Origin of the sequence: Flagellimonas sp. (genome assembly GCF_965215805.1) — a bacterium.
In the GTDB taxonomy this organism is placed as follows: Bacteria; Bacteroidota; Bacteroidia; order Flavobacteriales; family Flavobacteriaceae; genus Flagellimonas.
Map to the genome: position 1 here is coordinate 1,392,288 of NZ_OZ244124.1, position 23,432 is coordinate 1,415,719.

The following is a 23,432-nucleotide window of genomic DNA, read 5'->3' on the forward strand; positions in this document are numbered from 1 at the left end:
ACTCAAAATGGAAAACATCAATAAGAATAGGCTTTTCTTGGCCTCATGTGTATCACTGATAGTTACAGCCATGACCTTTGCCCTTAGGGCAGGAATTATGGGTGAACTTAATGTCGAATTCGGCTTTAATGACACCCAATTGGGGTGGATGAACTCCATGGCTTTTTATGGGTTTCCTGTATCCATGATCATCGGGGGTCTTATTTACCCTAAAATAGGACCAAAACCTATTCTCTGGGTGGCCTTTATATGCCACCTGCTAGGATTGATATTGACGATAACGTCGAAGAGCTTTATTCCGCTTCTTGTGTCAACCTTCTTTATTGGCTTGGCCAACGGTGCAGTGGAGGCAGCTTGTAACCCGCTTATTGCCGATATGTATACCACCAACCGAACTACCATGTTGAACAAGTTCCACGTTTGGTTCCCAGGGGGAATTGTTATCGGAGCTTTGTTGGGCGAGCTTATGGGAAATATGGGGCTGTCATGGCAGATTCAAATTGCCATCATGATCGTACCTACCTTGATTTACGGATACCTCATTCTGGGTCAAAAATTCCCGAAAGCCGAAAATATTGAGGCCAATATTGGTCAGAATGTAAAGTCCATGTTTACCCCTCTGTTTATTTTCATGTTGATTTGCATGGGCTTAACTGCAACGACGGAACTAGGTACTGGACAGTTTATTGAAAGACTACTGGGACAGGCAGGAGCACCTCCGCTTATCATTTTGGCCATTGTAACTGGATTGATGGCTGTGGGTAGATATTTTGCAGGCCCTATTGTTCACAAGTTCAATCCTATTGGCGTGCTTTTCGGATCGGCCATAATTGCTTCCATCGCCCTGTTTTTACTTTCCAGTGCAACCGGCGCTATGGTGTATGTGGCTGCCATATTGTTTTCAGTGGGAGTGATGTACTTCTGGCCAACCATGATTGGATTCGTAAGCGAGTATAATCATAAAACAGGTGCCTTGGGGATGTCAATTATAGGAGGGTTCGGAATGCTGATTACAGGAATATCCCTCCCGAAAATTGGGCAGATGTTGGATCAACAAAGAACACAAGCCTTGGAATCTGGAGTCTCTGCAGAAGCCGCAGATTTGGTAGCAGGCCAGGCAACCCTTGGAAACATTATGTGGCTTCCCGTAATACTGATAGGGCTCTTCGGAATGTTGTTTCTAATGCGGAAGAAGCTAGAAGAACAGCGATTGAAACAAGAACACTAAATCATAAATATAATATCAATGCCAAAAAAAATTAGATTAGGAATTATTGGAGGTGGAGGAGATTCCCTCATTGGAGTGCTGCATAGAGTAGCCTCATTCATCAATGACAATTATGAAATTGTAGGGGCGGTTTTCAATCCGGACTTTGAGCAAAATTTGGCTTTTGCAAAAGAGATTGATGTACCAACCAATCGTATTTATAAGGATTTTGACACTTTGGTAGAGGAGGAGCTAAAGCTTCCGGAAGACGAGCGCATTCAAGTCTGCTCCATTCTAACTCCCAATTTCTTGCACTACCCCATGGCCAAAAAATTGTTGGAAAATGGATTTCACGTCATTTGTGAAAAACCGATGACCATGGATTATGAGGAGGCCAAGACCCTTCAAGAAGTCCATGAAAAATCTGGAAAAGTTTTTGCCCTGACGCATACATACACAGGTTATCCCATGGTACGCCAGATGCGTGAAATGATCAAGGCAGGTGCTTTGGGAAAAATCCATAAAGTGGATGCACGCTACTATCAAGGTTGGATCAATACTGTTATTCACGATTCAGAAAAGCGGAAAACCGTATGGAGGTTAGACCCAGCCAAGGCTGGAATCAGTTCCTGTATTGGGGATATCGGAGTTCATGCATCCAATCTGATTGAATACACAACTGGATTAAAGATCAAGTCCGTTCTGTGCGATTTCAATTATCTATACGATGACAACCTAATGGACGTGGATGGTACTGTGTTGATCCGAATGGACAAACATGTAAAAGGAGTGGTGAGGGCGAGCCAAGTGGCAACAGGAGAGGAAAATGGATTGGCCATCGCCATTTATGGAGAAAAAGGAGCCTTTAGATGGGAGCAGGAAAAGCCCAATTTCCTGTATAAGATGAGCGATACAGAACCGCTACAGGTGTACAAACCTGGACATGCCTACAATTCTGAGCTTTCCTTAAATGCTTCCAAGATACCCGCAGGGCATCCAGAAGGTATTTTCGATTCCATGGCCAATATTTACTTGGGAGCTGCCAGGGCCATTCGCGGAGAGAACTACAATGATGGTGAGTTCCCTACCATGAGAGATGGGGTTCGAGGAATGAACTTTATTGAAAGCACCGTTGCTTCCCACAAACAAGGGAATGTTTGGGTGGAATTGGATTAGGGGGCAATCCTAACCTATAAAAGGATACTTAATGGCCGCTTTTTGCGGCCATTATCTTTGAAAGACCTTTTCAAAACGCTCAAAGACCACGATCATACTTTCTCGAGGCGTACGGTTGAATTCCGAGAGTTCCCTTGTATAATAATCCCAATGGGTTTTTTTCCAATGTTCCAAGCTTTTGTCACCCTCCCCTTCCAAACGTGCATGCTCTGCATGGATGGCAAAGTAAGGAACCAATTTCACAGAGGTGGTTCTTATCACGCATTTCGCTTTTCCGGCCCAGTCCGTAACCACGGCAAAGTCACCAATTTTTGGCAGGATTTCCTTCCGATATTGAAGCCCCAACAAGGAATGTGAGGTGGCACGTTTGATGTCTTTGCAAACCAATTCGGCACAGGTATTGGAATCCTTTTCGTTGTCGCAAAAGTGTATCACTCTTGGTGCATCTTCATCGGCGAATTCTAGATGGGCGTCCAGAAAATCGCCCCATAAGTTTCTAGCAGAAGCATTTTCCATAGTAGGTATTTAAGAAAATTTATTTTGTTTAAACTGTTCCGCTGCATGATTTGCAGCCCTAGCCGTAAAGGCCATATAGGTCAATGATGGATTTACACAGCTTGCAGAGGTCATGAAAGCCCCATCTGTCACATAAACATTGGGGACATCGTGCACTTGATTGTGTCTGTTCAACACCGATGTTTTTGGGTTGTGGCCCATGGGTGCTCCACCCATCTCATGGATGCCAAGACCTGGACCTGTTTCATTTTCGTATGCCTTAACATCTCGAAAACCAGCCACTTTGAGCATGGCAACTGCTTCTTCTTTGATGGTTTCCCGCATTTTAAGTTCGTTCTCCTTGAACTCCACGTCAAAATCCAGTTGGGGTAATCCCCATTGATCCTTTTTGTCCTTACTCAAGGTCACACGGTTGTCTGAATACGGAAGCATTTCTCCAAAACCAGTCATGCCTATTTGCCATCCTCCCGGCTTTAAAATAGCTTGTTTTAAGGAGGCTCCATAACCCATTTCGGCTACCGTTTCAGACCAATTATTTCTTCCAGCCCCACCTTGATAGCCAAAGCCGCGCAAGAAACCTTCGCGCTTGGTTTTGGTATCCAGATTAACAAATCGGGGAATATAAAAACCGTTGGGCCTTCTCCCTTTATAGTACTTGTCCAAATGACCATCTACCTTTGCGGAAGCTCCCAATTGGTAATGGTGGTCCATAATATTTCGGCCCACTTGATCATAATTGTTACCCATTCCATTGGGGAATGTTTTGGATTTGGATTGCAACAAAATTCCAACGGAGGCCATGGCGGAAGCACAGAGGAAGACTATTTTCCCTTTAAACTCGAATTTCTCATGGGTTTCCGCATCAATCACTCTCACTCCAGTGGCCAATTTTTTGTTCTCGTCATAAATAACTTCATGCACAATGGAGTTGGGGCGCAAGGTCATATTGCCGGTGCGTTCAGCAGCTGGCAGGGTGGATGAATTACTGCTAAAGTACCCTCCAAAAGGACAGCCCCGCCAACAACGATTTCTATATTGGCAAACTGTACGGCCTTCAAATTGGGCAGTCTTATCTGTAATATGGGCAACTCTTCCAATGGTCAATAGCCTATCATCTTCAAAACTGGTTTTCATGGATTCCTGAAGCTCCTTTTCCACGCAATTCAGTTCCATAGGGGGTTGAAATTTACCATCAGGCAACTGTTTGAGCCCTAAATTTTGCCCACTCACTCCAATATAGGTTTCCACCTTGTCATACCAAGGGGAAATATCCTTGTACCGAACAGGCCAGTCCACCCCTTGTCCATCTTTCTTGTTGGCCTCAAAATCGATATCGCTCCAACGATAACTTTGTTTGCCCCAAGTTATAGATCTGCCACCTACATGGTAACCCCTGATCCAGTCAAATCGCTTGGTTTCCTGATAGGGGTGCTCCAAATCGTTCACAAAAAAATGCTTGACGTCATCCCGAGGAGCCCAACCCACACGAAGTTGCTTGGGATATTTTTTCTTGTCTTCCAAGGAAAGTTCACCTTTATAGGGCATGTCCCAGGCATCCCAGTTCATGGTCTTGTAATCCTCAATATGCTTGACCATTGGACCTCGTTCCAGCACAAGGGTCTTTAGGCCATTTTCGCAAAGCTCTTTGGCTGCCCAACCTCCAGTAATTCCGGTTCCTACCACTATGGCGTCATAAACCACATTTTCGTTCACAATTGTGCTGTTTTTATTGTTGGCTAATCCCTATATTTATAACTTCTGCTACGGAAGATAAAAACATCCTTGGTTTTTTCTTAAAAATAGGAGATAAATCATAAAAAATTAACGAACAAACAATTCTTAGCAAAGCATTTTAAATGAAAACAATTAAAGGACCTGCAGTATTTCTAGCCCAATTTGTGGATGACCAAGCCCCCTTCAATTCCTTGGACGGATTATGTAAATGGGCTTCGGATTTGGGATACAAAGGGATTCAAATTCCCACTTGGGTACCCTTTCTGATTGATTTGGACAAAGCTGCGGAAAGCCAAGACTACTGTGATGAACTTAAGGGTAAAATCAACTCCTACGGTTTGGAAATCACTGAACTTTCCACCCATTTGCAAGGACAGTTGGTGGCGGTACATCCGGCCTATGATATCATGTTCGATAATTTTGCGCCAGATGCCGTAAAAAATAACCCAAAGGCAAGAACCGAATGGGCTGTGGAGACAGTAAAAAAGGCGGCAACGGCAAGCAGAAGGTTGGGAATTAAGGCCCACGCCACATTCTCGGGAGCGTTACTTTGGCATACCTGGCATCCTTGGCCGCAGCGACCTCCAGGTTTGGTGGAAATGGGTTTTGAGGAACTGGCTAAAAGATGGATGCCCATTTTGAACCACTTTGATGAAGAAGGTGTAGATGTTTGCTATGAGATTCACCCAGGAGAGGATTTGCATGATGGAGACACCTTTGAACGCTTTTTGGAAGCCACTGGAAACCATAAAAGGGTGAATATTTTGTATGATCCAAGTCACTTTGTGTTGCAACAGTTGGATTACATCACCTACATCGACCATTACCACGAATTCATCAAATCTTTCCACGTCAAGGATTCAGAGTTCAATCCAACCGGAAAGAAAGGTGCCTTTGGAGGTTACAACGACTGGGGTGATCGTGCCGGTAGATACCGTTCGTTGGGAGATGGTCAAATCGACTTCAAAACCATTTTTTCCAAATTGACCCAATACGGATGTGACGTTTGGGCGGTAATGGAATGGGAATGCGTTATTAAAAGTCCGGAACAAGGGGCACGCGAGGGGGCAATATTCATTCAGGATCATATTATAGAGGCCACCACCAAAACCTTTGATGATTTCGCAGGTGCAGCAACAGATAAAGAAAAACTTAAAAGAATATTGGGATTATGAAAAAATTGACCTTGTTGGCCCTGGTGGCCGTGCTCTTTGCATGTAAGGAGAAAGCCAAAGACGAACCTAAGGAAGAAACACCACAGGGAACCGAAACACAAATGGACAAGGAAGATGACGGATGGGTTACCTTGTTTGATGGTTCCTCCTTTAACGGATGGCACTTATATAATTCGGGAGAAATTGACGAGCCTTGGAAATTGGAAGATGGGAACATGGTGTTTTACCCACCAGAGGAAAGAGAGGAAGGAGAATACTACAATATTGTCACAGACAAGGAATTCACCAATTTTGTGTTGTCTTTGGAGTGGAAGATTTCTGAAGGGGGCAACAGTGGTATTTTTTGGGGGATATATGAAAGTAGTGAATATGGACAACCGTATTTAACAGGGCCGGAAATCCAGGTTTTGGATGATGAAAGACATCCCGATGCCAAAAATGGGACAACCCACCAGGCTGGATCACTTTATGATATGATTGCACCTTCCAAAAAAACGGTTAAGCCTGCCGGGGAATGGAATCATGTTGAGTTAATGATCAACCATGAGACAAATAATGGACATGTGATGCTCAATGGAGAAAAAATTGTGGAGTTCCCTGTGCATGGCGATGAATGGGATGCCATGGTTGCAGATTCCAAGTTTGCCGACTGGGAAGGATTTGGAGCCTATAAAACGGGAAAAATTGGATTGCAGGATCACCAGGATATGGTGTCTTACAGAAACATTAAAATCAAAGAGCTTTAGTATGCCCTTAAAATCTTATGTATTTGCCTTGTCAGTTCTTTTGACGGCAAACTCCGTGTTTGGACAAGTAAATGGACCCACACAACCCGAAGCTACAGAAACGTATGAACCGGTACCCCCAAGGGTTACTCCTGGATCGGATGGAGCACCGCCTAGTGATGCCATAGTGCTGTTCAATGGGAAGGATTTTGACCATTGGGTCAGTACCGCTGACAGTACAGCGGTAACATGGCATTTGAACAAGGACGGTAGCATGACCGTCAAAGACAAAACAGGAAACATTCAGACCAAACAAAATTTTGGAAGCATACAGCTACATATTGAATGGAAATCTCCAAAGGAAGTTCAAATGTCTGGTCAAAACCGAGCCAATAGCGGTGTTTTCCTCCAGGGACTTTACGAAGTACAGGTGTTGGACAACAACGATAATGGCACCTATGTGAATGGGCAGGTAGGATCCATCTATAAGCAATCGGTTCCCTTGGCCATGGCCTCTGTGCCGTCTGGGGAATGGAACACCTATGATATTATCTATCACGCCCCAAAATTCAGTAGGGGCGGAAACATAGTCGCTCCTGCCACCATTACCGTGTTGCATAACGGCGTTTTGATCCAAGATCATTTTGAGATTGAAGGCCCTTCTGAATATATTGGTTGGCCGCAATACAAATCCCATGGAAAGAGACCCTTGATGCTACAGGACCATAGGGACAATAGTAGGGTAAGCTATAGAAATATCTGGGTTCGGGAACTGGACTAGGATATTTAAGCCATTGTTTTCGTAGAAGAGGCCAAATCCTATTTTGGTTACCTTTGCCAAAATTTAACCATCCCATATGATTCAATCCATGACTGGTTTTGGAAAGCACGTGGTGCAACTTCCTTCCAAAAAAGTGACCATCGAGATCAAATCCCTCAACAGTAAAAACCTGGACATCAATGCCAGGATTCCACAATCGTATAGGGAGAAAGAACTGGAATTGAGAAAGATGATTGCAGATGTGCTGGTACGTGGTAAGGTAGACCTGGGACTTTATGTTGAAATCACCGGGGAGGAGACCACGGCAGAGGTGAACCAAGGCGTGGTTAAGAAATACATGCAGCAATTGTCCAATATTACCGAAGGGGACGACCTCAAATTGTTGGAACTTGCCCTAAGAATGCCCGATACCCTAAAAACAGAAAAAAACGATATTGACCCGGCAGAGTATGAGGAAATTGTCAAGGCAATGAAACAAGCCCTGTCCGAAATATCCAAGTTTAGAAGCGAGGAGGGCAAAGTGTTGGAAAAAGATTTTTTGTCCCGATTGGACGGCTTGAATCAGTTATTGCAAAAAGTAAGGGAAATGGATCCGGAACGATTGAACACGGTAAGGGAACGTTTGGAAAAGGCCGTTTCCGATTTGACAGTTGAGGTGGATGCCAATCGCTTTGAGCAAGAATTGATTTACTACTTGGAGAAGTATGATATTACGGAAGAAAAGGTACGGCTGGACAACCATTTAAAATATTTTGAGACCACCTTGAAGTCCAATGACTCCAATGGCAAAAAACTGGGATTTATTGCCCAGGAAATTGGCCGCGAAATCAATACCATTGGTTCCAAGGCCAATTATGCGCCCATGCAACAACTGGTGGTGCAAATGAAGGATGAATTGGAAAAGATCAAGGAACAAATGTTGAATGTGCTATGAAAAAAGGAGGGAAGCTCATTATCTTTTCAGCCCCTTCGGGCAGTGGAAAAACCACCATTGTTAGACATCTTTTGGAACAACCTGAGCTCAATTTGGCCTTTTCCGTTTCAGCTACATCCAGGCCACAACGTGGCGATGAGAAAGATGGGGAGAACTACTATTTCATCTCTATTTCAGAGTTTAAAAAGCACATAAAAAATGGCGACTTCCTGGAATGGGAAGAAGTGTACCGAGATAATTTTTATGGCACTTTGAACAGTGAGGTGGAGCGATTATGGGCCGAAGGAAAAAATGTGATTTTTGACATTGATGTGGTTGGAGGGCTCCGAATCAAAAAGAAGTTTCCCGAAGAAACCTTGGCGGTTTTTGTGAAACCACCGAGTGTTGATGAACTTAAGATTCGCCTTAAAAAGCGAAGCACTGAAAGTGACGACAAAATAAATATGCGTGTGGCCAAAGCTTCGGTGGAATTGGCCACTGCCCCACAGTTTGACAAAGTAATCAAGAACTACGACCTTGACTTGGCCCTTCAAGAATCCCACAAACTGGTAGCGGAATTTGTTGGAGCCGAAATTCCAGATTTCAAGGAAAAATAACAGGATGAAACAGGTAGGACTTTACTTTGGTACGTTCAACCCCATTCATATAGGCCATTTGGCCATTGCCAATCATATGGTGGAGTTTTCCTCTTTGGATGAGGTTTGGTTTGTGATTACCCCACAAAGTCCGTTTAAGGCCAAGCAAACGCTTTTGGATGACCACCACAGGTATCAGATGGTCTATGAAGCTGTCCAGGATTATCCGAAGTTGAAACCCAGCACAATTGAATTCAACCTCCCCCAACCCAACTATACAGTCAATACATTGGTTCATCTGGAGGAACAATTTGGAAACGAGCATCAGTTTTCCCTGATTATGGGCGAGGACAATCTTAAGAGTTTCCATAAATGGAAAAACTTCGAGACCATATTGGAAAATCATTCCATTTATGTGTATCCCAGAATTTCCGAAGGTACTTTGGAACACCAATTTAAGGATCATCCAAAAATTCATAGGGTGAATGCCCCTATTATGGAAATCTCCTCCACCTTTATTCGCAAATCACATAAGGAAGGGAAAAATATTAGAGCCCTGCTTCCTGAATCGGTTTGGAAGTATATGGATGAGATGAATTTTTATCGACAATAAAAGATTCAGTTACTTCTTGCGGGAATTTTTTGGACTTTTAGGGTTTCAGGAATTATGTTCTTGGTCTTTGCAAAAGCTAAACTAAGGTCAGCATCCTGAATATCATCAAGCAACCATCTTCCATCAGTATATTCCAAAATCCAAATTTTTTCCTCCTCGTCAAAAGTGTTCTTGCCTTTTACAACTTTAAAGGTGTCTCTGTTAATAAGATAATCTTTGATCACCGCATCGATTCTGAATGCAATTCTGGATCCTTCCAGCGTTTGTTCATCAGAAATTTCTAAATACAGCGGACTGACTTTTTTAACCTTGTCAACTTTGCAAATGTTACGCAAATTCTCTCTTTTCCACTCATCCAAAACAACTAATTGTTGGTTTTGCCAATACCAGCTACTTACATATTCAGAGGCCTCTTTCATGTTCTCATTGTTCCACGCAATGTATACCCTGCTAAATATGTTTCGTACTGTTTTGTCAAGACTCAGCCAGCTAAAATCTTTATTGGTGTTGGCTATTTCTGCTAATTGTTTTTTGGTTCTTCTTATCTCAATATATTCCCTTAAACGGACATAGATAACGAGTGGAAGAAAAATCACCGTGAGCGCAATCAAGATGGCCTTGCCCCACCAGGTTTTAAAAAAAGCCTTTGCAATAGCACCTCCAGGGCCGGCATATAAAGGATCAACCCAGAGAAGTAAAACCAAAATGAATAAGGTGATTAGAAAAAACTGTTTCCTGTCCATAGGATTTGCTCTTTTTGAAATTAAATGATTCTAATATAAGTCATTTAATTGAGGATATCAGTCCCTAGATATTTGTCATCCTTATTGTAGTACCACGCTCTGGTCTTGGGCATTTTTATACCATTGACCTCCTCCAAACCTTGCAGTAAAATATACTCTCCGTCACCCTTGGATTCATCATGGTAAAATTGATAGACCTCCATGGCATAGGTTTTAGGGTCAAAATAGAAATACCAGACATCGTTCCCAATACCTTCTTCATAACCTACTTTTAAGACCAGATATTCCTTCCCTTTGAACGTTTTGGTTTGGACCTTGTCGTCCAGTACGGCACCAGGATCTTTGATTTTCATAGGCAACCCATAGAGGTAGGTATAATAATCCCGCATGATTTTACCACGATCGCAGGTCAAACGAAATTCTTTCCGTTGCTCCTCGGATATTTCGGAACTCCCATTTAAACTGGTGGTGCATTGCTGCTTGTCAAACTTAAAACCAAATTGGTTTCCATTTTGCTCCACCATCAACCCAAATTGCTGTCTGGGAACATTTAGTGAAATTACACTGGTGCGATCCTCCGATTTAGGCGTTTCCATGCGCACCACAAACTCACTATTAAAAGTGGACCATTCCCCGTTTGGGTCATGGAAATTAATAGCTCTTTCCAGTAATTCCTCAGCTGTTAGAGCTGTTTGGGCTTGAAGGACATTGCAGATGAGCAAAGCCAGTATAAAAGTAAAATAACGCATACCGCCAAGTTAATTAATTTACTCGGAACCGGGGATACGGGCAGGCTCCACGGAACTGTCGTGCTCCACAAAGTAGAGCTCCAAAAGTTCATAGATGACTTCTATTAAATCCTTGCTCTCGGTCAATAGGGAAAAGTAAAGTGTAGTGTTCTTGGGACTTGATTCCTCGGTCCGCGTTCTTGATATCTGACGTTCAATTTTATCAGACACCAATTTGAAGAGTTCCTTACGGGTTTCCAAAACGCTTTGGATATCCTCAAAGGACTTGTTGTCAAAAATTTGTTGACCTTTCGTAAAGAGCGCATCTATTTTGATGTCAAGTTCCTTCAACTCTTTTATCTGGTTGTACTTTAACTTTTTGTGGTTGTTGTTCACATGTTTATGACTCACTTTACCAATGTACTCCAGGGATTGGGACATGTCCGTTAAGTGGGTCAAGGTATTGATGTAAAAATTACTTGCCCCTACATTGGCCTCATCCAGATTCTTGATAAAGAAGAAAAGATGATTTCTGAGATCTTCTATTTCTGACGAAAGTTTGGCGCCCTGTTTCTTGTTTTTCTTTAAAAGTTCCAAATCTTGTTTGGCCAACCCATTTATGGAATTGGTATAGATTTTATTGGTTCTTTTAATCACGTTGGCAATGTTACTGGCACTTTCCTCAATGACCCCTTGAATGGAACTGCTTTCGGCCCTACGAAGACTATCTTCTGCTTTGATTACCTTGTTTTTCCTGTTATGGGACAAATAGTTGCGCAGAAGGATTACGGCAGCAAAAAGTAGCAAAACAATGAGAGCTACAAATTTGCCCAAGTGTAGGATGTAAGCGATTATCGCTGCTGCCACAAATGCGCTAAGGGCGGTGAAGAACCAACCTCCGATCACATTCAAAACGCCCGCAACCCTGTATACAGCACTTTCCGCACCCCATGCTCGATCCGCCAAAGAGGTTCCCATGGCCACCATAAAAGTTACGTAGGTTGTTGACAGGGGAAGTTTCATGGATGTGGCAATGGAAATCAAAACACTGGCCACCATAAGATTCACGGAAGCCCTGATGAGATCAAATGCAGGTTGATCTTGCACCTTGGTTTTGGGCACATAAGTGTTGGGAAGCACAAATTGTTTATCCACCCTTTTTTGTATGGTGGGAGGTACAACCTTGCCTAAATTGGAAAAGGCAGTAATACTAAACTTTACCAATTGCCTTGAAAGATAATTGGGTTGGAAGCGCTCTTCGCCCTCATCCTGTCGGGAAAGGTCCACACTGGTTTTGACAACACTTTTGGCTTTGGAAGAAAACCAAAGGGTGATTACCATGATGCCTCCAGACAATAGCAATAGCAAAGTTGGCGTCTGAACCGCAGCCGACAGGCCACTCATGTTAAACTCATTGGGGGCAATCCCAGATATTTGCCAATCTTGAAATGACTGTAATGCAGCAATCGGAACACCAATAAAATTGACAAGATCATTCCCTGCAAAGGCCATGGCCAATGCAAAAGTTCCAAAAGCAATTACGATTTTGTAGATATTCCATCTTAGAAAAATCGCCAAGATGTACGAGATGAAACTCCAAATAATGATATTGGCCAAGATGAACAAAAAGGGCTGCTGGGCTACAAAATCCGAAACGGAATCGTTGAACAGGGCAGCGCTTTTCAATCCCTTCACCAAGATGAAGTAAATAATGGCGGAGATAGCCAATCCGCCATAAATGGACTCTACCCATTTCGGTTTGGACTTAAAGTCAAAGGAAATCAAGAGCCGTGATATAAATTGAATAATGGCTCCTATGGTAAAGGCTATAAAGACCGATAATAGTATCCCGAAAATAATCTGTGCTGCCTTATCCGTGTTGATATAAGCTCCCAAATCCGAGAAAGTCCCATCCACATTGATGATTTTCACCAAGGAAATGGCAACTGAGGCACCCAAGAGTTCAAAAACTATGGATACCGTGGTCGAGGTAGGCATACCCAAGGTGTTGAAAAAATCCAGCAGCAGAATATCCGTGATCATGACCGCCATGAAAATGAACATGATTTCCTCAAAAACAAATTCCCCCGGATTAAAGATTCCCTTTCTGGCCACCTCCATCATTCCGCTTGACGACATGGCGCCAAAGGCGATACCAACACTTGCAATGATCATAATGGTCTTAAAGGATATGGCCTTGGATCCGATTGCGGAGTTTAAGAAGTTAACGGCATCGTTGCTGACACCCACTACCAAATCGGTAATTGCCAAGATTCCCAAAGCAATAACCATGAAAATATAGATGTTCTCCCCCATCAAAAAAGAAATATGGCAAAAATGCCATTATAAATTCGAAATGAAGTTACCAAAGTGTTACCAAATCACGTAACAAATCATGCAAATATATGGGGTTTTCCGAGTTGGGCTATGTCTTTTGACATATCTTCGTCCAAAACTAAATCACCTATGGATTGGGAACAATTATTGTCTCTAAAACGGCAAGGAGATACCCATAAAAGACTGCGAAAAGAACAAAATGAAACCCGATTGGGCTTTGAGGTGGATTATGACCGAATCATTTTCTCCTCGGCGTTCCGAAGTCTCCAAGATAAGACCCAAGTTGTTCCCATGCCCATAAGTGTAGGTTCTAAAAAGGCTTTTGTACATACAAGGCTGACCCATAGTTTGGAGGTCTCGGTGGTGGGACGGAGTTTGGGCCGGGTTGCTGGGCAACGAATCTTGGCCAAAAACCCTTATTTGACCGAAATCCATGGATATCAATTCAATGATTTTGGAGCTATCGTTGCTGCTGCGGCATTGGCCCATGATATTGGAAATCCACCTTTTGGACATAGTGGTGAAAAATCCATTGGCAATTTCTTTGCGCAAGGGAACGGAAAGGCGTTCAAAAGCTATTTAACGGAGAATCAATATCAAGATTTGGTTGACTTTGAAGGCAACGCCAACGGATTTAAGTTGCTTACAGAATCCAAAGAAGGTATTCCTGGTGGACTTCGCTTGAGTTATGGGACCTTGGGAGCATTTATGAAATACCCCAAGGGATCATTGCCCAAAAAGCCTTCAAAGCATATCGCCGACAAGAAGTTCGGGTTCTTTCAATCGGAGAAGGATATCTTTTTGGAGGTGGTAGAAGAAATCGGGTTGGTTAAAAACCCCAGTCACCCTGATATTGGGTTCTACAGACATCCTTTGACCTATTTGGTAGAGGCTGCGGATGATATTTGTTATACCATCATCGACTTTGAGGACGGAATAAATCTCGGTCTAATTCCGGAGGAATATGCCTTGGAATATCTCATTAATTTGGTGAAGGACAATATCAATACCAAGAAATACAATGCCATAGCAAGTTCAAGCGACCGATTGAGTTATTTGCGTGCCTTGGCCATCAACACCCTGATCAGTGATGCAGTAGAAGTCTTTGACAAGCACTCCGATGAGATCATGAGTGGTGGGTTTGCGTCTGCCTTACTGGATAAGGGAAAGTATCAAGCCCAAATTGATGACATCATTAAATTGAGTGTAGAAAAAGTTTATCAATCCCAAGAAGTTATAGATAAGGAATTGGCTGGGTATCGGATTATTTCCGACATTCTGGAGATCTACACAACGGCCCTGCTCAATATCAAAAATGGCAAAGGGACCAATTACGATAAACTGTTGATCAAGAGTCTTCCGGAAAATTACACCAACACGGATGCATCGGTCTACAAAATCCTATTGGACACCAGTTGTTATGTGGCCAGTTTATCGGACAGTGCGGCGGTGCACCTGCACAACAAACTTATGGGGAAAGAGTTTTAGAAGGCATAGTTGAGCCCAACCCCCAACAATTGTTTGAACTGGATTCTAGGAATTCCAGGGTCGATAATGTTTCCATCGGCGTCCGCCACCTCATCAAACTTGATGTCGTCATCAAAAATTACATGTGTTCCAATATTGGCTTTGATGTATTTATTGACCGTGAGATTAAAGTTGAGTTCCCAATCCACATCCACATTGCCAAAACTTTCAATATAATCGCTGTAAAGGCTGACACGATGATTCATCAATACATTCTTGAGCACCTCCGTTTCCCAGGAATTGGTCACCAAAAATCCAAATTCCATAAAAGTGTGCTCCCCTGCCTCAACTCCAAAAACACCTTGGTTGGAAAGTTCTTCGTCCAGAACAAAAGTTGCCTTTTGGGTAATTGGGGAAATGTACAAATTGAATTTCTTCCCATCGGGAATATAGGAGGTTCCCGCACCCAGGAACAAGTAGCCAGGTGCCATAAAACGGGAAATGGGATTGGTTCTATTGGGATATTTGTAACCGTTGGAAAACTGTGTGTTAAAGCTTGCCTTTACGGAATAGTACCAATTGGTGATGGTGTCCTTTCTAAAACCAAAGGTTGAAGCGATCCTAATCTGATCATCCGTTTTTCGAAGCTGTCGTCCTTCTTGGGCATTGAGCCCATAGCGCAGCCGAAGATCATTGTTCCAAGTAAGGTATCTAAACTTATAATTTCGGGTAAACCTTGCGTTGGCCAAAGCCGAAACGGAATTGTCGCCCCCTGCATTCCAGTTTACAAAGGCCACTTCATTAAGATTGATGCCCAGGACATTGGTCTTGGCCCAAAAGGACTGGGGGACAAATTTCTTAAATTTTTTGAGCAATGGCTTTACGCGGTTCAAAGGTGTTCTAGGGTCGGTGAGTTTTGCCGCCCTGGTGAGGTACTTCAATTTGACATCCTTGATTTTTACCACCTGAAAACCAGGTTCAACGGAGTCTCTTTCGAATACATTTAAAGGACTTACTTGTGCACTGATGGAAAAGGATACTGTAAAAAATAAAAACAGTAAAAGGGTTGATCGCATTTTAGTTTAGGTTGATTTTATATAAGAAAAAATTGCATCAAAATCTATACCAGCCATGGTATGTGTTTCTGAAATTGTTCCATGTTCAACAAAGTTATCAGGTATCCCGAAAATCTTAACGGGATTTGTAAAATTTTCTTGATTGGCAAATTCGAGAATGGCAGAACCAAAGCCGCCCATTTTACATCCGTCCTCCAAGGTTATGATATGGTCATACGTCTGAAACACTTGCTTCAGCAATTTGTGATCCAAAGGCTTGACGAAACGCATATCGTAATGGCCAACTTCATCTGGATTTTCCACTTTTTCCAACAATTCCGAAACTCGATTTCCTATATGTCCAATGGAAAGGATAGCAATTTTGGAACCCTCTTGCAAACAGCGGGCCTTGCCCAGCGCAATGGGTTCAAACTGGTTTTTCCACTCCAGATTGACACCACTTCCCCGAGGATATCGTATGGCAATGGGACCTGTGGATTCTTGCTGGACGGTGAACATCATGTTTCGGAGTTCCATCTCGTTCATGGGGGAAAAAATAGTGAGATTGGGGATACACCTTAAATAGGCCAAATCAAAAACACCATGGTGGGTAGGGCCATCCTGACCCACCAATCCAGCGCGATCCAAACAGAACACCACTGGAAGGTTTTGTAGGGCAACATCATGAATGACCTGATCATAGGCTCGTTGTAAAAAAGTGGAGTAGATATTACAGAATGGAATCAATCCATGGGTGGCCATTCCAGCTGCCAAGGTCACGGCATGTTGTTCAGCAATACCTACGTCAAAAGCCCTATCCGGAATTTCGTCCATCATAAATTTCAATGAACTTCCTGTGGGCATGGCTGGTGTAATTCCAACAATCTTTTCATTTTTCTTTGCCAGTTCCACAAGCGTATGCCCAAAAACATCTTGGTACTTGGGGGGTTGTTCTTCCCCAGTTTTATGGATACGCTCTCCAGTATGTTTGTCAAATTTTCCGGGAGCATGGTATACGACCTGATTTTCTTCAGCCTTTTTAAGGCCTTTTCCCTTTGTGGTGATTACGTGCAATAGTTTTGGCCCAGGAACATTTTTTAATCGCTCCAACTCTGCTATCAATGTGTGCACATCATGGCCATCCATTGGGCCGGAATAATTCAAATTGAGACATTCAAAGATATTTTCATCTTTGGCTGTCCCTTTCTTCACGTTGGTCAAGTATTTTTTTAAGGCACCAACACTTGGGTCAATTCCTATGGCATTGTCATTCAATACAATGAGTGTATTGGTATTGGATACACCCAGATGGTTCAGCCCTTCAAAAGCCATACCGCTGGCAATGGAAGCATCCCCGACCACCGCAATATGTTGTTTGGATTGATCATTCTTAAGCTTAGAGGCCATGGCCATTCCCAAGATGGCAGAAATGGCGGTAGAACTGTGCCCAGTACCAAAATCGTCATATTCACTTTCTGCACGTTTGGGAAAACCGCTAATCCCATCCTTCTGCCTGTTGGTATCAAAGATTTCCTTTCTTCCAGTCAGTATTTTATGACCGTAGGCTTGATGCCCCACATCCCAAATGAGCTTATCATTGGGGGTGTCAAAAACATAATGTAATGCAATGGTGAGTTCCACAACCCCAAGGCTGGCACCCAGATGCCCCTCTTTTGTGGCAATAATGTCGATGATGAATTCCCGAAGTTCTTGCGCAAGCAGAGGCAACTCTGATACGGACAGCTTTTTGAGGTCTTGAGGGGAATTGATATGTGTTAAAAGTTTTTTCAAGGAAACAAAAAACAAAAATACCCATATTCCCTAAAATGAATTTATCCGTAGCTTAGCCATCTTATAAAAGACTGCAAGCAAATGGTGGAGAATCCGTTCGACGATAATTATTTTATGAAGAAGGCACTACAAGAAGCCCAAATTGCCTTTGAAAATGGGGAAGTTCCCGTAGGAGCTGTAGTCGCGGTCAACAACAGGATTATTGGACGTGCCCACAACTTAACAGAACGTTTAAAGGATGTCACTGCACATGCCGAAATGCAGGCCATCACCGCTGCTTCCAATTTTTTGGGAGGGAAGTATCTACACGGCTGCACTTTATATGTGACACTGGAACCCTGCCAAATGTGTGCAGGGGCCTTGTATTGGAGTCAGGTGTCCAGAGTGGTATATGCCGCACCCGATTTGGAACGCGGCTATAAAGTGATGGGAGGTCATTTGCATCCCAAAACCGAGGTCATTGGGGGAATTTTGGAGAATGAGTCCTCCGAATTGCTAAAACGTTTTTTTATTCAAAGGCGGAATTTGAATTAACTTTTTTTACCTTTTACCCGATAAAAGTGTAAGAAAAAGATTACATATATTTGATATTCTAACTTATAAATATCGAATATGAAATTTTACTTGACTTTAGTTTTGGGTTTAACAATGGTCTTCTTTTCAAGCGCTCAGGAAAAGTGGACTTTTGAGCAAGGACTGAACACCGCAAAGATGTACTGTCACAGTGCAGAAGCAATGCGCGTGGGAGAACAACATGCTGATGAATGGCGAAGTAAGGGGCAAATAGATTATGCCAAAGGAATCATGGACGGTATTGCCCGATGCAAATCAGGTGAAAGCCCGGTCAAAAAAAAGGGAGCTAGGGAAGGGTGTAGAAAACCATCAGTCTGTTCGAAGATAGACAAGAAAAATAATTCAGCCCTCTATGCTGCGTTGTGCTCTTGCCCATTGGATGAAAAGGAAGATGAAAAACAATAGATTTTGCCACTAAAAAACCCTGATCTTAAGATCAGGGTTTGTCAAATCAAAATAAAATATTGTTATCCGATTACCTGCACTTGTGCAGCAACCACTCCTTTTCTTCCTTCTTCTTCTTGGTATTCTACTTTGTCGCCTTCGTTCAATTCCACTCCGTTCAATGCGGTAACATGAACGAAAATGTCTTTTCCTGTGTCGTCGTTCGTAATGAAGCCATAACCTTTGGATCCATTAAAAAATTTTACTGTGCCAGTCATTAAAATAAATAATTGTTAAAGTACTAATGTAGGTTATTTTAATTTGCTTTGGATGATTTCAACTTTAAATCTTAAGAAAATTATTGATTTTCAGTCTTTTTTTCCTCGTTTGATTGCATCTTTTTAATGTTCTCCTTGGTCAACATATAATCTTTCATCTGCTTACCCTTACTTGCTTTTAGTAAGAAAAGGGGCATTGCTACCAAGAATAGTCCAGCGGTTCCGCCCCCAATAAATTTATTGGCTATTCGGGTATTTTCTTCTTTGATGGTGAAGCCATAGATGATGGAACCAAAGGAAGCGATTACCGCAAAAATGGTGATATATTTTAGCTTGAATTTCATCGGGTGTAATTGATCAATTTTCTTCGATAGGCGGTCAAAAGCTTGGATTTTGAAATAAAACCGACATATTTACCCTCCTTGATCACAGGAAGGTTCCAAGCTCCGCTGTCCTGAAATTTTCGCATCACCTGTTTCATGTTGTCCGAATTGTAAAAAATATGTTCCGGGGGGGCATGCATCAGATTTTTGACATAGACCGTGTCATAAAGCTTTTTATCAAACATAAATTCGCGGATGTCATCCAAAACGATAATGCCCATTAACTTTTGATCCTCGTTCAACACAGGAAATATGTTCCGTTTGGATTTGGAAACGGATTCATGCAACATTTGCCCCAAGGACATTTCTGGATGTACCGACTTAAAGTTTGTCTCTATGACGTCATCCATTTCCATCAATCCCAAGACCATTTGATCTTTGTTGTGGGTGAGCAGGGCTCCAATTTTTGCCAATTCTTTGGTGTAAATGGTGTAATCCAATGCGTTTTTGGTGATGAGATAAGAAATAGAAGCGGTAATCATCAAGGGCACAAAAAGTTGATATCCGCCTGTTATTTCTGCAATCAAGAATATGGCGGTCAATGGGGCATGGATAACCCCCGCAATCAAGCCAGCCATTCCAATCAATGTGAAATTACTTTCTGAGACATCGAAACCCAGCCCTAAATTGTTGATCACCTTGGCCACCACATTTCCCAAAGCACTTCCCATAACCATAGTCGGGATGAAAATTCCACCAGCACCCCCAGCGGCAAAAGTGGTAGTCATGGCTATGGCCTTGAAAATGGTAATACCAAACAACAGAGCTATCACCACCCAAATATTGTGGGTGTAGGCATCAAAAGGGGTTTTGCCCAATGCTTCAATATGATCTCCGTCCAACAAATTATTTATGAAGCCAAACCCTTCACCATATAAGGGCGGAATGGCATAGAGCATGATTCCTATGGCCAAACCTCCAACCAAAAGCTTGTATTTTGGGCTTTTAAAGCGTTTGAAAAACTCTAAAATGGAGAAGTACATTTTGGTAAAGTAGATGGAAGCAAAAGCGGTTCCGACGCCTAATAATATGTAAAAGAAAGTGTCTTTAAGTTCAAACCCCTCAGATAAAGAGAAACTAAAAAGTACTTCGTTGCCCAAAAAGAAATAGGAGGTAAGCACTCCGGAAATAGAGGCCAATAGCAAGGGCAACATGGATAACATGGTAAGGTCCAGGGTAAACACCTCCACCGCAAAAATAATGGCCGCAATGGGCGATTGAAAAATGGAAGAAATGGCTCCCGCAGAAGCACAGGCCACCAAAAGGGAACGAGTCTTGGCATCAATATGGAACAGCCGGCTTAGATTGGAACTTAAGGCAGCCCCTGATTTTACAGCTGGCCCCAACAACCCTACGGAACCACCAAAACCAACCGTCAACGGTGCCGCTATTAGCGGGGTATATATATTTTTGACCTTTAGCAAGCCACCCTTTTTGGAGAGGGAAAAAATAATGGAAGAAACGGCATGCTGTATGGGCTTTTTATGCACAAACTTAACATACAGATACACCAAGGTAAGCCCAAAAACGGGCAGGATAAAGTATAGTTGGTTCTCGGAAATGACAATACCCCCTTCCAAGAGTGCCTGTATAAAGTAGGTGATATTTTTTAGGGAGACTGCTGCCAATCCGGCCATAAATCCAACCACCACGCTCATAATGTGCACAAAGGTTTTGTTGGAGATATTTTTATACCGCCATTTGAGAAATCGGGTGAGGAGATTTTTCTTTTTGTTGGGCATTGAATGCAACTGTACTTAAAAGTATTAAAAATCCCGCTCAGCGGCGGGATTTGTAACTACTTTAAAGATCTAGCTTTAAATGGAGCTCTTTCAATTGTTCCTCGTCAATGTTGGCCGGGGCATCGATCATAACATCCCTTCCGCTGTTGTTTTTGGGGAATGCAATAAAATCACGGATGGTTTCTTGACCCCCCAAAATAGACACCAACCTATCCAGTCCAAATGCAATACCTCCATGCGGAGGAGCACCATATTGGAATGCATCCATTAAAAATCCAAACTGTTCCTTGGCCTCTTCAGGGGTAAAGCCCAAATGTTTGAACATGGTGGCTTGTATTTCCTTGTCATGAATACGGATGGAACCTCCTCCTATCTCATTTCCATTGAGCACCAAATCATAGGCATTGGCTTTTACATCGCCAGGTTTGGAGTCCAGTAATTCCAACTGACCTGGTTTAGGAGAGGTAAAGGGATGGTGCATGGCGTGATAGGTTCCCGTTTCTTCATCCAATTCCAACAACGGAAAGTCAATGACCCACAGCGGGGCAAATTCATCCGGTTTCCTTAGACCTAAACGTTCTGCCAATTCCATTCGAAGTGCACTGAGCTGCGCCCTGGTTTCATTGGTGTTCCCTGAAAGTACGCAAATAAGATCACCAGCTTTTGCTCCAGTCACCTCGGCCCATTGGGCCAAATCTTCCTGATCATAGAATTTGTCCACCGATGATTTATAGGAGCCATCCTCATTACACTTTACATAGACCATGCCCTTGGCCCCTACTTGAGGACGCTTGACCCAGTCAATTAGCTTGTCTATTTCTTTTCGGGTGTAAGCCGCTCCACCAGGAACAGCGATACCTACAACCAACTCCGCTGTGTTGAAGACATTGAACTCTTTGTGTTGAGCCACTGAATTTAGCTCTCCGAATTCCATTCCAAACCGAATATCGGGTTTGTCGTTCCCGTATTTCTGCATGGCTTCATCAAAGGTGATTCTGGGAAAATCCCCGGTATCAATCCCATGGATTTCTTTCAATAGATGTTTGGTCAACCCTTCAAATGCATTTAGGATATCTTCCTGCTCCACGAATGCCATTTCGCAATCAATCTGCGTAAATTCGGGTTGACGGTCTGCACGCAAATCCTCATCCCTAAAGCACTTTACGATTTGGAAATATTTGTCCATTCCCCCTACCATGAGCAATTGCTTAAAGGTCTGGGGGGATTGTGGCAAAGCATAGAATTGTCCCTCATTCATACGACTTGGCACCAAAAAATCCCTTGCACCCTCTGGTGTGGATTTGATGAGGTAGGGAGTCTCTACTTCAATAAATCCTTGGTCGGAAAGGTATTTCCTAACCTCCATGGTAACCTTATGTCTGAAAATCAAATTGTCTTTAACTGGATTTCTTCGGATATCCAAATAGCGGTACTTCATGCGAATATCCTCGCCACCGTCCGTTTCATCCTCAATTGTAAATGGAGGGAGAATGGATTCATTAAGAATCTGAAGCTCGCCTACCAAAACTTCAATATCACCTGTGGGAATGTTGGGATTCTTGGAAGCCCGCTCTATCACCTGACCTTTAACCTGGATCACGGTTTCACGACCCAGTTCCTTGGCCATATCCAAAAGTTGAACAGGAGTTCGGTCTTGATCCAAAACCAATTGGGTAATGCCATATCGATCTCTTAGATCTATCCAAACCACGAAACCTTTGTCCCTTACTTTATGGACCCAACCACTTAGTACAACTTCCGAATTGATATCTGAGGCCCTCAGGGCACCACAAGTATTATTTCTATACATTTTATTTGCTATGGAGGGGCAAATTTAAGGGGAATGCCATTATTTTCTGCTAGATAAATGCATTTTCTAATTATATCGGTCTTTATCCAATACAATTGAAGATCACTTGGGTTTGGCGAAATCTGGATTGATCTAAAAATGCGGTCTAGATTTTTAGCAATATTTCTCGATGAAAGGATTGTAGTTAAAAATATCTTTTAGGTTAAAATGCTGATAAACAAATAACTACATGTTTAATGTAAATTTAATGTTACGAAAATATATATTTAACGTAAAATATTAAGTACCTTTATGTCGTTAATGTTACTGAAACAATAATTTAAATCCCATATCATATGAAGAAAGCAATATTTTTTTTGGCAGTGATGTTTTCGGTTGGTATGTACTCACAAAATATTGAACCCACTATGGAAAAGGTAGGGGACATGGTTAAGGCTACATATTTTCACGAAAATGGCGAGATAGCCCAAACGGGTTATTTTTTAAATGAAAAACTACATGGGCAGTGGTTCATGTATAACTTGGAAGGTAAGAAAATAGCCTCCGGAAAGTATATTAACGGGAAAAAATCGGGAAAATGGTTTTTCTGGAAAGATGAGATTTTGAAGGAAGTTGACTTTGTGGAAAACCGCATTGTGCACGTGAAGAATTGGAACCAATCCGAGATTGTTTCTGTTGATATGTAAATTGTGATAGTGTTTAAAT

The 23,432-nt window shown here is 42.5% G+C and carries 23 protein-coding genes; 12 read left to right on the forward strand and 11 right to left on the reverse strand.

Going from position 1 to position 23,432, the window contains the following annotated elements:
- The first annotated feature begins 7 nt into the window (after positions 1-7).
- Together ACOOE0_RS06305 and ACOOE0_RS06310 are read left to right on the forward strand one after the other, a co-directional pair.
- Entirely contained in the window at positions 8-1,228 is a 1,221-nt protein-coding gene (locus ACOOE0_RS06305; RefSeq protein WP_420401621.1) for an MFS transporter, read from the forward strand.
- An 18-nt stretch (positions 1,229-1,246) separates the two neighbouring features.
- Complete coding sequence (locus tag ACOOE0_RS06310) at positions 1,247-2,383, forward strand: Gfo/Idh/MocA family protein (protein ID WP_420401622.1); 1,137 nt, start codon at positions 1,247-1,249, stop codon at positions 2,381-2,383.
- Positions 2,384-2,434: 51 nt separating this feature from the next.
- Here ACOOE0_RS06310 and ACOOE0_RS06315 read toward each other — a convergent pair whose 3' ends face one another.
- Together ACOOE0_RS06315 and ACOOE0_RS06320 are read right to left on the reverse strand one after the other, a co-directional pair.
- The gene (locus ACOOE0_RS06315; RefSeq protein ID WP_420401623.1) at positions 2,435-2,899 is read right to left on the reverse strand and encodes an ASCH domain-containing protein; all 465 of its coding nucleotides are present in this window, start codon (positions 2,897-2,899) and stop codon (positions 2,435-2,437) included.
- A 9-nt stretch (positions 2,900-2,908) separates the two neighbouring features.
- Complete coding sequence (locus ACOOE0_RS06320; protein WP_420401624.1) at positions 2,909-4,612, reverse strand: GMC oxidoreductase; 1,704 nt, start codon at positions 4,610-4,612, stop codon at positions 2,909-2,911.
- Positions 4,613-4,755: 143 nt separating this feature from the next.
- Between ACOOE0_RS06320 and ACOOE0_RS06325 the strand changes: the two genes are divergently transcribed.
- The 6 genes from ACOOE0_RS06325 to nadD all read left to right on the forward strand — a co-directional run bounded on the left by ACOOE0_RS06325 (position 4,756) and on the right by nadD (position 9,436).
- Entirely contained in the window at positions 4,756-5,808 is a 1,053-nt protein-coding gene (locus ACOOE0_RS06325) for a sugar phosphate isomerase/epimerase family protein (protein ID WP_420401625.1), read from the forward strand.
- Positions 5,805-6,554, forward strand: coding sequence for a 3-keto-disaccharide hydrolase (locus ACOOE0_RS06330; RefSeq protein ID WP_420401626.1), 750 nt, complete (start codon positions 5,805-5,807; stop codon positions 6,552-6,554). Before ACOOE0_RS06325 ends, ACOOE0_RS06330 begins: the two co-directional genes overlap by 4 nt.
- 1 nt (position 6,555) lies before the next feature.
- Positions 6,556-7,314: a 3-keto-disaccharide hydrolase gene (locus ACOOE0_RS06335; protein WP_420401627.1), complete on the forward strand. Its 759-nt coding sequence runs from the start codon at positions 6,556-6,558 to the stop codon at positions 7,312-7,314.
- 76 nt (positions 7,315-7,390) lie between these two features.
- The gene (locus ACOOE0_RS06340; protein WP_420401628.1) at positions 7,391-8,248 is read left to right on the forward strand and encodes a YicC/YloC family endoribonuclease; all 858 of its coding nucleotides are present in this window, start codon (positions 7,391-7,393) and stop codon (positions 8,246-8,248) included.
- Complete coding sequence (gene gmk, locus ACOOE0_RS06345; RefSeq protein WP_420401629.1) at positions 8,245-8,844, forward strand: guanylate kinase; 600 nt, start codon at positions 8,245-8,247, stop codon at positions 8,842-8,844. Before ACOOE0_RS06340 ends, gmk begins: the two co-directional genes overlap by 4 nt.
- 4 nt (positions 8,845-8,848) lie before the next feature.
- Positions 8,849-9,436: a nicotinate (nicotinamide) nucleotide adenylyltransferase gene (gene nadD / locus ACOOE0_RS06350; protein WP_420401630.1), complete on the forward strand. Its 588-nt coding sequence runs from the start codon at positions 8,849-8,851 to the stop codon at positions 9,434-9,436.
- 5 nt (positions 9,437-9,441) lie between these two features.
- On the opposite strand, the gene ACOOE0_RS06355 is transcribed toward nadD, so the two are convergent.
- The 3 genes from ACOOE0_RS06355 to ACOOE0_RS06365 are packed head-to-tail and all read right to left on the reverse strand — an operon-like array spanning position 9,442 to position 13,223.
- The gene (locus ACOOE0_RS06355) at positions 9,442-10,179 is read right to left on the reverse strand and encodes a hypothetical protein (protein WP_420401631.1); all 738 of its coding nucleotides are present in this window, start codon (positions 10,177-10,179) and stop codon (positions 9,442-9,444) included.
- A 44-nt stretch (positions 10,180-10,223) separates the two neighbouring features.
- Positions 10,224-10,928: a DUF6503 family protein gene (locus ACOOE0_RS06360; RefSeq protein ID WP_420401632.1), complete on the reverse strand. Its 705-nt coding sequence runs from the start codon at positions 10,926-10,928 to the stop codon at positions 10,224-10,226.
- An 18-nt stretch (positions 10,929-10,946) separates the two neighbouring features.
- Entirely contained in the window at positions 10,947-13,223 is a 2,277-nt protein-coding gene (locus ACOOE0_RS06365; RefSeq protein WP_420401633.1) for an inorganic phosphate transporter, read from the reverse strand.
- A gap of 150 nt (positions 13,224-13,373) precedes the next feature.
- Between ACOOE0_RS06365 and dgt the strand changes: the two genes are divergently transcribed.
- Positions 13,374-14,732, forward strand: coding sequence for a dGTP triphosphohydrolase (gene dgt / locus ACOOE0_RS06370; RefSeq protein WP_420401634.1), 1,359 nt, complete (start codon positions 13,374-13,376; stop codon positions 14,730-14,732).
- Here dgt and ACOOE0_RS06375 read toward each other — a convergent pair.
- Both ACOOE0_RS06375 and dxs read right to left on the reverse strand, forming a co-directional pair.
- Positions 14,729-15,787 carry a DUF3078 domain-containing protein gene (locus ACOOE0_RS06375; RefSeq protein WP_420401635.1) on the reverse strand — a complete coding sequence of 353 codons (1,059 nt, stop codon included), beginning with the start codon at positions 15,785-15,787 and terminating at the stop codon, positions 14,729-14,731. The two genes, dgt and ACOOE0_RS06375, sit on opposite strands and share 4 nt — an antisense overlap.
- Positions 15,788-15,793: 6 nt before the next feature.
- Positions 15,794-17,557 carry a 1-deoxy-D-xylulose-5-phosphate synthase gene (dxs, locus tag ACOOE0_RS06380; protein ID WP_420401636.1) on the reverse strand — a complete coding sequence of 588 codons (1,764 nt, stop codon included), beginning with the start codon at positions 17,555-17,557 and terminating at the stop codon, positions 15,794-15,796.
- Positions 17,558-17,641: 84 nt separating this feature from the next.
- Between dxs and ACOOE0_RS06385 the strand changes: the two genes are divergently transcribed.
- Both ACOOE0_RS06385 and ACOOE0_RS06390 read left to right on the forward strand, forming a co-directional pair.
- A complete protein-coding gene (locus ACOOE0_RS06385; protein WP_420402202.1) occupies positions 17,642-18,091 on the forward strand; it encodes a nucleoside deaminase in 450 nt (149 codons plus the stop codon).
- A 78-nt stretch (positions 18,092-18,169) separates the two neighbouring features.
- On the forward strand, positions 18,170-18,535 hold the full coding sequence (locus tag ACOOE0_RS06390) for a hypothetical protein (protein ID WP_420401637.1): 366 nt from the start codon (positions 18,170-18,172) through the stop codon (positions 18,533-18,535).
- A gap of 62 nt (positions 18,536-18,597) precedes the next feature.
- Here ACOOE0_RS06390 and ACOOE0_RS06395 read toward each other — a convergent pair whose 3' ends face one another.
- From ACOOE0_RS06395 to aspS, 4 genes are all read right to left on the reverse strand, one after another.
- Positions 18,598-18,792: a cold-shock protein gene (locus ACOOE0_RS06395; protein WP_138836430.1), complete on the reverse strand. Its 195-nt coding sequence runs from the start codon at positions 18,790-18,792 to the stop codon at positions 18,598-18,600.
- Between the two features lie 80 nt (positions 18,793-18,872).
- Positions 18,873-19,136 (reverse strand): hypothetical protein, encoded by a 264-nt coding sequence (locus ACOOE0_RS06400; protein WP_420401638.1) that lies wholly within the window; start codon positions 19,134-19,136, stop codon positions 18,873-18,875.
- Positions 19,133-20,917, reverse strand: a complete 1,785-nt coding sequence (locus tag ACOOE0_RS06405; protein WP_420401639.1) for a chloride channel protein — start codon at positions 20,915-20,917, stop codon at positions 19,133-19,135. Before ACOOE0_RS06405 ends, ACOOE0_RS06400 begins: the two co-directional genes overlap by 4 nt.
- A gap of 61 nt (positions 20,918-20,978) precedes the next feature.
- Complete coding sequence (aspS, locus tag ACOOE0_RS06410; RefSeq protein ID WP_420401640.1) at positions 20,979-22,727, reverse strand: aspartate--tRNA ligase; 1,749 nt, start codon at positions 22,725-22,727, stop codon at positions 20,979-20,981.
- Between the two features lie 335 nt (positions 22,728-23,062).
- On the opposite strand from aspS, the gene ACOOE0_RS06415 reads away from it, so the two are divergent.
- Positions 23,063-23,413, forward strand: a complete 351-nt coding sequence (locus ACOOE0_RS06415) for a toxin-antitoxin system YwqK family antitoxin (RefSeq protein ID WP_420401641.1) — start codon at positions 23,063-23,065, stop codon at positions 23,411-23,413.
- Positions 23,414-23,432 lie beyond the last annotated feature (19 nt).